9 protein-coding genes and 1 pseudogene are annotated in these 12,221 nt (G+C 55.7%); 2 read left to right on the top strand and 8 right to left on the bottom strand.

Going from position 1 to position 12,221, the window contains the following annotated elements; translation table 11 throughout:
- Together ACP5OT_RS14095 and ACP5OT_RS14090 are read right to left on the bottom strand one after the other, a co-directional pair.
- A partial coding sequence (locus tag ACP5OT_RS14095) for an NHL repeat-containing protein (RefSeq protein WP_428132479.1) occupies window positions 1-1,584 on the bottom strand: 1,584 nt, incomplete at its 3' end.
- Between the two features lie 364 nt (window positions 1,585-1,948).
- Window positions 1,949-2,857 (bottom strand): restriction endonuclease, encoded by a 909-nt coding sequence (locus ACP5OT_RS14090; protein ID WP_424677452.1) that lies wholly within the window; start codon window positions 2,855-2,857, stop codon window positions 1,949-1,951.
- A gap of 173 nt (window positions 2,858-3,030) precedes the next feature.
- Here ACP5OT_RS14090 and ACP5OT_RS14085 point away from each other — a divergent pair.
- Window positions 3,031-3,537 (top strand): annotated as a pseudogene (locus ACP5OT_RS14085) (phage integrase N-terminal SAM-like domain-containing protein); the annotation flags it as partial.
- A gap of 695 nt (window positions 3,538-4,232) precedes the next feature.
- On the opposite strand, the gene ACP5OT_RS14080 reads toward ACP5OT_RS14085, so the two are convergent.
- The 6 genes from ACP5OT_RS14080 to ACP5OT_RS14055 form a co-directional block, all read right to left on the bottom strand.
- The gene (locus ACP5OT_RS14080; RefSeq protein WP_424677458.1) at window positions 4,233-6,218 is read right to left on the bottom strand and encodes an acetoacetate--CoA ligase; all 1,986 of its coding nucleotides are present in this window, start codon (window positions 6,216-6,218) and stop codon (window positions 4,233-4,235) included.
- Window positions 6,219-6,292: 74 nt separating this feature from the next.
- Complete coding sequence (locus ACP5OT_RS14075; RefSeq protein WP_428132476.1) at window positions 6,293-8,479, bottom strand: VC_2705 family sodium/solute symporter; 2,187 nt, start codon at window positions 8,477-8,479, stop codon at window positions 6,293-6,295.
- A complete protein-coding gene (locus ACP5OT_RS14070; protein ID WP_424677454.1) occupies window positions 8,476-9,651 on the bottom strand; it encodes a sensor histidine kinase in 1,176 nt (391 codons plus the stop codon). Before ACP5OT_RS14070 ends, ACP5OT_RS14075 begins: the two co-directional genes overlap by 4 nt.
- Window positions 9,648-10,355 carry a response regulator transcription factor gene (locus ACP5OT_RS14065; protein WP_424677455.1) on the bottom strand — a complete coding sequence of 236 codons (708 nt, stop codon included), beginning with the start codon at window positions 10,353-10,355 and terminating at the stop codon, window positions 9,648-9,650. The genes ACP5OT_RS14070 and ACP5OT_RS14065 overlap by 4 nt, the downstream gene beginning before the upstream one ends.
- A gap of 261 nt (window positions 10,356-10,616) precedes the next feature.
- A complete protein-coding gene (locus ACP5OT_RS14060; protein WP_424677456.1) occupies window positions 10,617-11,033 on the bottom strand; it encodes an EVE domain-containing protein in 417 nt (138 codons plus the stop codon).
- Between the two features lie 148 nt (window positions 11,034-11,181).
- Window positions 11,182-11,640 carry a hypothetical protein gene (locus ACP5OT_RS14055; protein WP_424676542.1) on the bottom strand — a complete coding sequence of 153 codons (459 nt, stop codon included), beginning with the start codon at window positions 11,638-11,640 and terminating at the stop codon, window positions 11,182-11,184.
- Window positions 11,641-11,836: 196 nt separating this feature from the next.
- Here ACP5OT_RS14055 and ACP5OT_RS14050 point away from each other — a divergent pair, with 196 nt between their 5' ends.
- Entirely contained in the window at window positions 11,837-12,196 is a 360-nt protein-coding gene (locus tag ACP5OT_RS14050; protein WP_012615554.1) for an STAS/SEC14 domain-containing protein, read from the top strand.
- Window positions 12,197-12,221 lie beyond the last annotated feature (25 nt).

The raw sequence follows: 12,221 nt of genomic DNA, 5'->3' as shown, positions 1-12,221 counted from the left end.
CGGGGCAATGAACTGGTAGTTCCCGCTGCCATAGCCGCCAAAGCCGCCGTAGTAACTGCCGTCGGGGTTGAAAATCTGCAGGCGGTGATTACCACTGGACATATAACGGACGCTGCCCCAATCCTCAACCGTGTAGATGCGCCCATCAGGACCAACCGCTACGTCTCGCAGGTAGCTGAAATGGGCGTTATCGTCGCCCGGCTGGCCAGCCTCACCCACCGTCCACTGCGGCATGCCCGCCGCATTCAGTTTCACCAGGCGGTGACCGTAGCCCTCCACCACGTAGATGCTGCCGTCCGGCCCAACCGCCACGCCCTCCGGGTAGTAGAAGCGATCGTTGGATTCCACGTATGAATCGCCGGTCGTGCCGTAGGTGCGCTGATAGACGCGGCTCGGGCTGAACTGCTGCACGCGCTTGTTGCCGTAGTCGGCCACGTAGAGGTTGCCCGAGGCGTCCATCGCCACGTCGGTGGGATACTTGAACTGGTTGTTGCCCGTGCCGTAACTTCCGCCGATGGTGGCGACGTAGGCCAGGGTGTTGCGGTCGAAGACCTGCACGCGGTGGTTCTCGGTGTCGGCCACGTAGATGTAGCTGGCATCCACCGCCACCCCCTGCGGCGTGTCGAACTGGTTGTTGCCGGCGCCGGGCGAGCCGGTGCCCAGCGTACCCGCATAGGCCGGCGAGCTGGGGATGGTGATGTCGAAGATTTGCACCCGGTGGTTGTCGGCGTCGGCCACATAGAGCCGGTTGCCGTAGACGGCGATGTGGCGCGGCCAGCACAGTTGCATGTTGCCCGTCCCGCACGCGCCGCCGCCGATGGTGGCCAGATGGTTGCCGCCGCTGTCAAAGATCTGCACGCGGTTGTTGCCGTAGTCGCTGCCCCAGTAGCCGCTGTCGCTGACGTAGATGTTGCCGCTGCCGTCGAAGGCGATGCTGATGGGGTTCTCAAAGCGGTTATTGGCTGAGCTGGGGTTCCACGCCTGGCCCAGTTCGCCGATCTTTTGGCCGCTGCTGTTGTACTTGACGACGTGCGACGCCCCCGCGTCCACCACCCAGACGTTGCCGCTGCTGTCCTCGGCCACGTCGGTGATGCGTGCAAGGGCCGTGCCGGTATAGTCGATGACGCCCGCCTTGCCGATCTTGGTGAGGAAATTGCCGGAGGAGTCAAACTTGACCACGCGGTGGGCCACCAGGTCGGCGATCCAGACGTTGTTGCCCACCGTGCCAACGCCCTCCACCCAGTAGAAGTGGTCGTTGGTTTCAGTGAACGGCTCCTGGGTTACCCCGAACGTCTGCACATACCGGAACGATAGCCCCGGCTGGCCGAGGGGGAGGGAACTGGCACTTATCCCTTCGGCCGCGCTCAGGGCAAGCCCCGGCCCCTCTCCCGCAGTATGGACGAGGGGAGCGGGCAGCGGGCCGAAGGGCTTGCCCAACTCCGGTTCCCAGGGCGGGAGCGGTTGCGGAGGCGCCGGCCGCTCCGGCGGTCGGGGCGGCTGGGGTCCCTGGGCGGATACGGTCCAGGCCGCGAGGACGGCCAGGACAAGCACCAGAACCGATGCGACAGAGATTTTGGTTTTCATCTTGACCTCCTTTGTGTGATTTGAGATGGAACAGGCGTTTGTGTGCCCAACGGCGGAGTTAAGCTGCCCGTCCCGGACTTCGCACGACTGGCCCACCAACTTCCGTGCACGCACCCCCCACCACCGGCCGGGCAACTCGGGTCAGCTTCAACGCAGTGTTCGCGGCGGTTCCCATCCACGGTGCCGCGACGCCATGTTCCTGCGGCTGGCCCGGCGAACCCGGCCCGACCAGCCCATCCCCGTAGGCGGTGACCCGCGCCATCCCCGGCAAACACTACCCTGCCAGAGAGCCGCGAACGGCTTGCGCTTCAGCCGCGCCGAGCGCAGGAGGCATCGGCTGGAAGCGCATGTTAGCCAACCCTTTTTACCCGTTGCCAAAATAGTCCGAGTCAACTCGTTTGATCTGATAAGTTGTGACTGGCGTGACACCTACATCGTAGTCTATCATCAACTCGGCTAGACGTTTTCCGTCAATCAGCACAATCTTAGCATCAATACTCGATACATAGGCCGCAGCCTCTGCAGAAAATGATGAGGTCGTAATAAAGATCCCTTTCTTTGCTCGTTTCCCCATAAGCGCACCAACAAACTTTTGTATCTCAGGTCTCCCCACAACATTGTCCCATTTCTTGGCTTGTATATAGATGGTGTCAAGCCCAAGTCTATCTTCATCAATAATGCCATCTATCCCCTCGTCGCCTACTTGCCCTACTGCTCTTGCCGCATCACGACGCGAACCTCCGTATCCCATCTTGACAAGAAGCTCAACCACAAGGCGTTCAAAAAACGCAGGAGTGCTTTGGTTGACCAAAACCAACAATTCTTGAGCTAAATCGTTTCGTATTTCTTCATAGGCATCTTCAAGGGTTTCTTCTGGTGTTTTCTCTTCTTCATCGGCTCCTGTTGCTTTGGGTTTGCGACGCACCCCTTCGCGCTCTCGGAATTCAACATACTCAGGAAATTGCTCAAGAAATCTCATGTCGATTCGTGGTGGATTACTCGCCAGCACTTGCTTACCACGCTCAGTTATTCTGTAATATGAGCGGCGCGACATTTCAAGAAGCCCCGCTTTGGTCAAATAAGTTCTGGCCCAACCTGCTCGATTGTAAAAGATAGTCTGCTTGCCGCTAGGTAACAGCGTGTTTAACTCATCTTCGCTAAGAGAGAATTTCTCAGCAAGGGTGCTCATCAAATCCTGGATGGAGTGCTCTTGTCCATCACTAAAACAGTGCAAGAGTGGAAGCATGATCGTTTGGAAATCTGGTATTGGCATAATTCTCTCCAACGCGCTGGGGCTGGCTAACTAGTGGTTATGCGGACTTCCGTCTAATCTTTTGTAGATTACTCCTTCCGTCTAACCCCCCAAACCGCTTGGGATTTTAGACAGAATGAGTTAAAATCCAGTGAAAGCACTATACACACCCCCCTCTCAAAAGTCAAAACACTGTGGAACAAAAACCCCCACGCAAACTCCTCGACCAGGTCTCCGACGCCATCCGCCTTAATCACTACTCCTACCGCACCGAACAAACCTACAACGACTGGATCAAACGCTTCATCCTCTTTCACCACAAACGCCACCCCAAAGACATGGGCGCCGATGAAATTCAAGCCTTCATTACCTACCTCGCCGCGAAAAAAACCTCTCCGCTTCTACCCAAAATCAAGCCCTCTCCGCCATCCTCTTCCTCTACCGCCACGTCCTCCACCAGGAAATCGAATTCCCTACCGACATCATCCGCGCCGAAAATCCAAAACCCTTCTCACCGTCCTCACCCACGCCGAAGCCCTTGCCCGCAAATACCCTAACGCCTCCCGCGAACTCATCTGGCAATACCTTTTCCCTGCCAGCGGCCTCTCCAAAAACCCATCTCCCCTCACACCTTCCGCCATTCCTTCGCCACCCATCTGCTCCAGGCCGGCTACGACATCCGCACCACCCACCACTCCCTGAACGGCCGACCACCCGCCGCGCAGCGCCTGCGCAGCCCGCGAGCTTCCCAGCCATGAAGCCGGCCCCGCCCCAGCCGGCACCGTGACCACCACACACCGTCAACCGCCTGCACGAGGACGACCGGTGCGTCGCACCTACCTCCGAGCGTCTAGAATCTCCGTTCGACCATGCCCTCCCGCCACGATCTCCGGCAACCGCGCATCATCGTGTGCTGGCCGGTGACCGCGCGTCATCCAGGCGACACCGCGCGCAACGATCCGGCGGTGTGGCAGCGGTATGACGCCGCGAGTGGCGTCATACCGGTGAAGACCTCCCACCGTATGCCGTTGGCGTGGTCGTCGGCCGCCGGTGGTTTCCCCGGATCGCCCTGGACGACGAACGTTATGTCGCCCGACTCGCCCGTGACGGCGGGGAGCGGTTCCGTCCAGGCGGCGATGTTGCGACCTGCACCGCGCACCGCCTGCGCGCGTTCCTGGTTGTTGGCGGGCCTGCCGACCACCGTCAGCGACTAGCCCAGCGGATCAACTGTCCACGTGGCCCGTACTGTGGCGGTGATACCCGTCATCGCCGGCGTGCGCTGTCCTGGACAAAGGGAGCGACAAAGGCCGATGCCTCGTCGCTCCCTTCGCTTGGATCGGGGATGCATGTCAGGCGGAACGCATACTGCGTTTATCTCTGACGTGCATACCAGGCTCTAGGCAGGCTTGTTCGCGGCGAATGTTTGTGCCAAACGAACAAAAAACTGGAGTGACTCGGGATTGCGTAGCGAGTCGGGATTGGCTGCTTGTTCAACCGGGACCCCCAGCAAAATCTTCTTGATCGGCACTTCCAATTTCTTCCCACTGAGCGTAACCGGTACGGCATCAATCTGGAAAATGTCATCGGGGACGTGGCGGGGCGAGAGGTTCGTCCGAATCGTTTGCTTGATACGCTGTCGCAAATCATCATCGAGTGTGACCCCTTCACGCAACACCACAAACAGCGGCATATACGAACGTCCACCCAACCCTTCAAGATCGATCACTAGACTATCCAGAACTTCTGGGATGGTCTCGACCGCTCGATAAATCTCGCTGGTCCCGATCCGGATGCCTTGCCGATTGATTGTGCTATCGGAACGACCGTAAATGACAACCCCACCCCGCTCGTTAATGACAATCCAGTCGCCGTGCCGCCAGACCCCAGGGTATTGCTCGAAGTAGCTGGCTTTATAGCGGGTATAGTCGGGATCGTTCCAGAAATAGATCGGCATCGAAGGCATCGGGGCGGTGATAACCAATTCGCCCATTACCCCAATCACACTGTGACCGTCGGTGTCGTAAGCTTCCGCCTTGCACCCAAGGGTGCGACATTGAATCTCGCCACTGTAGACCGGCAAAAGGGGGCACCCACCGACAAACCCACTGCATACATCAGTTCCACCACTGTACGATACGAGCCAGACGTCGTGCTTGATGTGGTCGTAGACCCATTCAAACCCTTCCGGTGGCAAGGGGGAACCGGTTGAACCGATAGCTTTAATGGTCCTAAGATTAAACTGCGCTCTCGGTTCGAGGCCGCTCTTCATCAATGCAGTGATATAGCCGGCACTGGTACCGAAATAGCGCATCTTTGTCTGTTCGGCCAAACGCCACAGCACACCCATATCGGGGTAGGCCGGGCTGCCGTCGTAGAGAATGGGAACGGCGCCGATGAGCAACCCACCGATCAAGAAGTTCCACATCATCCAACCGGTGGTGGTGTACCAGAAGAACGTATCCCCCGGACGCATGTCGAAATGGAGATCGAGTGATTTGATGTGTTCGAGCAGAATCCCGCCTTGGCTATGCACAATCGGTTTGGGGAGACCGGTCGTGCCCGATGAATACAACACCCACAGCGGTTCGTTAAACTCAACCGGTGTAAAGTGTAGCTCGGCAGAGGTCTGTACCACCTCCTCCCATCGTACTACGGGTCCACGCAAACCGGCGAAATCGGTAGTTGGGTTAAGATACGCAATGCCAATCGTCAATTCAAGACTAGGCAGCGCTGCCTGAATTGCTGCTACTTCGGCACGTCGATCAAACGGTTTGCCGCCATACTGGTAACCATCAACCGCGATCAATACCTTAGGTGCAATCTGACTGAAACGGTCGATCACGCTTGGGCTACCGAAATCAGGTGAACAGCTCGACCAAATAGCGCCGAGGCTTGCCGTCGCCAGACAACCGATCAAGGCGTGGTGCGTATTCGGCACATACGCCACCACTCGATCACCCGGACCCACCCCGGCATTGCGTAGCGTCTGTGCGATAGCTGCCGTTTGTGCCTGTAGCTCAGCCCAGCTCAAGGGGGTTGGTGGCTGTCGTTCGGAAGCAACAATCACCGCCGGGCGGTCTGGTGTCGCATGACGAAAGACATGCTCGGCATAATTGAGCCGAGCACCAACAAACCAACGCGCTCCCGGCATCTCGCGGCTCGATAAAACCGTTGTGGAGGGGGTATACGCTTTAATGTGGTAATACTCCCACAATGCCGACCAGAATGTCTCTAATTCATTGACCGACCAGTGATACAGTCGATGATAATCGTCAAAATGCAAGCCGTAACGTTGCGCAAGCCAGTGCATAAAGGTGCGCATCGTGCAGTGATCGCGCAATTCAGTTGGTGGTTCCCACAATAAACGTGGTGCGGTGGTCATCATTGGCCTCCGTTAACGCTCCAATGCCCCTTCTCGTACCATAAACTGATAATCGCTCCCGCAAGCAACAGATGCTACGGATAGCGTACATAATCGACTAGCGCACGCACCTCCGGGCTAGGTGGAGGTGTATACCGGCTAACCAACCACGTTACCAAAAAGTTGACCGGCAAGCCAAAAATCCCGGCAGCCGAGCTTGAAATGCCCAAGATCGTCCAATCGGGGTTGATATAGCTGATCATCATGTACGCTACTGTCACCAAAAAGCCACCGATCATACCGGCCATTGCGCCATAACTATTAGTACGTCGCCAGAAAACACCCAACACCAACACCGGAAAGATGGTTGCAGCGGCAAATGAGAATGCCCACGCCACCAACTGTACAATAATGGTCAATCGCTGTAGTGCAGTCAAAGCGGCTAAAATCGCGACGACTAAAATCGCCAATCGGCCTAAGAGCAGGCGCTCGCGCGAACCGGCACGTGGATTCAACGCAAGATAGTAAATATCGTGGGCCACCGCCGATGCGATGACCATAAGCAACCCATCGGCGGTACTAAGCGCGGCGGCGATACCGCCTGCCGCGACCAGTGCCACGACGGTTGACGGCAATTCGGCAATCTCCGGAGTCGCCAAGACAACTAAATCTTGATCGATCCGTAGCTCGTTATATTGCAAGATACCGTCACCATTCCCCCCCATATCAGGATGATCGGCAATTGCCAGCAATCCGGTTGTCGCCCAACGATTTGCCCAATCGGGCAAGTTGGTAACCGGTTGCCCAACGACCGAGCTAAGGATCGCCCAACGCGAGAAGGCCGCATACGCCGGTGCGGTCAGGTAGAGGACGCAAATCCAGCCCAGTGCCCACGCAACGCTGCTACGACTATCGCGCACCGTCGGTACGGTATAGAAACGGGCCAGAATATGGGGCATCCCGGCTGTCCCTAGCATCAAGCAGAGGGTCAAAGCGAGATAATTCCAGATCGACCAGTCATTAAACGGCGTGATATAACTCGGTAAGCCCTGTACCTGCTCCAGTTGGGTAATGTTATCCAGCGCTGCACCATACATCACCTGCGGTAGCGCCACACCGGTCAATTTGTGCGACAACCACGTGACCGGCACCAGATACGCCACCACGAGAATAATTCCCTGCACACCCTGCGTCCAGGTAATCGCTTGCATCCCACCAAGGTAAGAGCAGAGCAAGACGGCGGCCAGTCCGACAATCACCCCAACCATGTAGTTCAACCCAAGAAAACGGCTCATAATAATGCCGATCCCGGTCACTTGGGCGGTAACATACGTAAAGCAGATAATAACGATGAGAACGGCAGCAATGACGCGCACCCCTGCTCCTGGATAGCGAGCACTAATAAAATCGACGAGGGTGTATTGACCAAACTTGCGAATATACGGCGCCAAGAGGAAGGCGAGCAAGACATAACCACCGGTCCAACCGGTAATGTACGCCAACCCCTCAAAGCCAAGCAGATAGAGCGCACCGGCCATACTGATGAACGATGCGGCACTCATCCAGTCCGAGCCGGTCGCCAATCCGTTCAGGATACCCGGCACCTTGCGTTCGGCGACATAGTACGCATCAAGCGTATCGGCCCGCGAACGAATACCAATGATCGCATACAAACCGATGGCCAACGCGAGAAAACTCCAGTCGATCAGAGCAGCAGGGATGTTCAAGAACGTCTCAAAGACGGTGAACAATGCTATCAACAACAATAATCCAACCGCAAATATGATATATCGTGTCAAGTAGCGTCGGTAGGTGGCTTGGTCTTCGGGAGTAGGTGGTGCATCCAACCCGTAGCGGCGATCGAGGAGGCGCATGCGCCAGTTGTAGACAATCGTCAACACTATAAAGCAGATCAGCGAACCTTGGGCACCCATATAGTACCCAAGCGGGAAGCCGGTCAGAATGCTAATCTGATTGAGCGGTGCTGCCAATACAATCGGCAAGACAAAACTCAACAACCAGATCACGAGCAGTGGGCCGACCAGTTGGAGGTTTTCTCGCCAGTAATGCGCTAACCATGGTGGGGCTGCCGGCCAACGCAGCGGTGGTGGATCCATCACGGTACGGCTCGTCAGTGGCGAAGACGGAAACCTTGGTGGCACGTTCCCTTGGACTTGGCGCATTGGTGGAAACAGGCGGTCAATGATAAACAGTGACACCGCCAATGCACCACCAACCACGAGAAAAAGCTGAAAAAGTCCGATCCAGAAACTTACATTCATGCTGTTTCTGCCATAATTGTGGGATCAACCGTTACCGTTGCCATCTGCGGTGCAATGGGTAAGGTAAAGATAAAGCGCGCACCCTTTCCGATCCCATCGCTTTCGGCCCAGATCTCACCACCTTGCGCATAAATAAGATGACGGGCAATTGCCAACCCGATCCCACTCCCACCACTATTCCGAGCACGTGATTTATCTACGCGATAAAATCGTTCAAACACATGCGGTAAATGCTCGGCAGCGATGCCGATACCGCTATCGATCACGGCAACCCGTACTTCGTGATCATCAACACGTACTTGGACCGTGACACTGCCACCTGCCGGGGTATAGCGATAAGCGTTGGCGAGAATATTGATCAACACTTGCGCCACCCGATCGGGATCGGCCCACACCTGCGGTACCTGCTCTGGCACATCAAGGACGAGGTTCACCTGATTACTACTGAACAACGGTTCAAACTGAGCAATTTGCGCCTCGATCACCGGTCGTAGATCGATAGCTCGCGCAATTACCGGTAATTGTCCGGCTTCAACCCGTGACAGCAACTCAAGGTCTTCGATCAAGCGTTGGAGACGGCGTGTTTCCCGTAAGATCAGATTAAACGTTGCCGGATTTGCTGACACCACCCCATCCACTAACCCTTCCATATAGCCGCCAATGGTCGCGAGCGGGGTCCGCAATTCGTGGGTCACATCGGCGAGCAGTGCCAACCGGCGACGCTCGGTTTGATCGAGCGCATCGGCCAACTGATTCACACTCTGCGCCAATTGGGCAATCTCGTCATCGGCATAAATGATCGTTCGTTCGCGGTAAAATCCCTGTGCCAACCGGCGACTGACCTGCGACAATGTTTGAATCGGTTCGACGATCCGTCGCGAGACAAATAGACTAACAACCACGGCAGCAGCAAGGGCGGCAAAGCCACTAATCAAGAGCGATTGCTGGATCACTGACTGAAATTGTTCTTGCAACGCATTGGTCGTACTGACCGTACCTGCACCGAGCTGCCCCGTTTCGGCTGCAGCAGCGCCAAGCGTCAACGGGGCAAAACCGGTTAGACCCAGATTAGCCAACACATTTGCAGTGACCAGGAGGACCACATACGCCATCAGCACAATAATCAGGTGGGAAACGAACAGCTTCCAGCGGAGTTGGTGTAGCCATTTCATGATCGTGCGCCGCCGACAAACTTATACCCTACGCCACGCACCGTCTGCACGAGCGGTGTACCGTGTTGGTCATCATCAAGTTTGCGCCGCAACGTCCCGATATGGACATCAACCACTCGATCAATACCGGCAAAATCGGGCCCCCACACCCGTTGCAGCAGCTCTTCTCGGGTAAACACCCGGCCCGGATAACTCGCCAACGTATAGAGGAGATCAAATTCACGCGGCGTCAGATCCACTCGTACCCCATTATGCTCCACCTCCCGACGTTCGGGATCGATCAGCAGACCGGCAAATTGCAAAACCGGGCGTTGATGAACGTCGAGCACACGGGCCGTGCGGTTACGGCGTAAAATAGCTTTAACCCGTGCCACCAGTTCGCGCGGGCTAAACGGCTTCGTCAAATAATCATCGGCCCCTACCGACAGACCGATCAGCTTATCGATCTCGTCGGCACGGGCCGTTAACATCAAAATATAGACGGTCGTTTCCCGGTTTAATTGCCGACAAACCTCGATCCCATCAAGACCGGGCAGCATGATGTCGAGAATCACCAGATCGGGTTTCACACTACGAGCCAAAGCCAACGCACTCGGCCCGTCAAACGCGCGATGCACGATAAACCCTTCATTGATAAGGTAACTACTTACCAAATCGACAATCGGTTGTTCATCATCAACCACCAGTATCGTCGCTGCTTCCATTGCAGCACTCCTGTCACTTCAATGGCGGTGGATGTCAACTGGAGAACGTGACACGGTTATATCGCTACGATCAACGTATGATGCCACTCCTTTGTGATACGGCATGATCCACCAATACGAGCTTCTCGCGATGCGGACCGGGGAAAGAAGAGACGATGGGCATGGTACAACTACTAACCTGGGCATTGCCCAAGAACTATCATGATGGAACCATACCCCACTCGTGCTGTGAAGTATACCACAACTTGCCCAACCGGTGCGTTACATAGCGGTTTCAGCCATCGCCAGCAACCGTTCCCATTGGGCAGGCGTCACCGGTACTACTGACAATCGTCCCTGACGCACGAGCGCAAAATCGGCGAAAAAAGGATCGGCCTTGATGGCGGCAAGTGTCACCGGACGGTTGAGCGGTTGTAGTGGCACTACATCAACCACAACCAAGCGGGGATCGTGTTGTTTGGGGTCGGGGTATGGATCGCTGACGATCTGTGCCAACCCAACCGCTTGGCGCTCATCGCCGGTATGGTAAATCAGAGCTATATCGCCTTGACGCATCGCACGCAGATGTTTGAGCGCGACAGCATTTTCGACACCATCCCACACCGTCTGGCCTTCGCGTACCAGATCGGCAAAGCTATACACCGATGGCTCCGTCTTAAGCAACCAGTAGTTCGGCATGCGGTCCTCCTATTGGCACAAATAGATGTGCAGTTACTCAAAAAAAGCGACGAAGGAGTACACGAATGTACTCCTCGATAACAATGCTAAGAAGATATACTAGGTATAGCCTAGGGACATAGGTATCGCTATATCCCCATCGGAGCAGTTACCGTTGCTTACGTTTCCGCTCGCGGCGCGCTTCACGACGACCGGTTGTCGCGACGGGTCGCGGTGTCGCAGGAGCGGCATTCGACGGCATCTGGCGTGGTGTTGGTGTACGGTTACGTGAATTACGCACCAGTTCGGGCAGCACACTGCGCATATAATAGACCACGTACCCACCTAAGATCAGCTCAACCACAAACTGAATGTAAAACCAGAAGCGTTGGTTAAACGTTGGTGTGTTGAGCATACGAGCCACACCGAGCGCAACGCCGAAACCACCGACGATCATCAGAGCGATCCCCAACTGGCGAAAGAAGGTTGCTCTCGCCATATTCCGCTCGGTGTGCAGCCAGATGAAGTAGGCGCCGCCCGCGACCAGCAGAATCTGGATAATAAAAAATGTCCAGGCATAGGAGCCAAATTCAGGACTAACGGTTACGAAGTATTCAAAAAACCCCATGTGACAAGCCTCTCTTCACGGTCGCAGAGCGTTTGTTGTGCCTGATGTTGGCGCGATTATAGCAGTGGCGACAATGATCGTCAACCCTGAACGTCATCGCAACTGCTAGGTATCTACGGCGTCCATTTCGCTAGACATATACAACAAAAGTATGTATAATGTGCAAAACGTCGCACAATTTGTGAGGGAGTACACTATGCCCTACCGCATTCGTCGCCGGGCCCATGATCTGATCTGGGTGGTGATGGAGGATCATCTACACTTGGCCGAAGCGGAACGGTATTATCACGAAATGTGGCGCTTGCTCGACCAGTGTCCCAAGCCAACCGATCTGTTAGTCGATGGTCGTCGTATCTCCGGCGCCGATCGGGGGGCGCGTCAGCGCACGGAAGCAATCGTGAACCATAAACATCTCGGACGGATCGCATTTATTGTTTCTGAGCAACATTTGCTCTTTTTTGCACCACTGGTACGCTTTGTGAGTGGGATCGGCTTGTTTGGTACCGAACAAGAGGCATTACGCTATTTGGGTACGGTCATGGAGTACGGTGATTAGGTAGAAATTTTTTGGGTAAATCATG

Origin of the sequence: Chloroflexus sp. (assembly GCF_049970315.1) — a bacterium.
Lineage (GTDB): Bacteria > Chloroflexota > Chloroflexia > Chloroflexales > Chloroflexaceae > Chloroflexus.
This window is presented reverse-complemented; position numbering and strand designations above follow the sequence as displayed.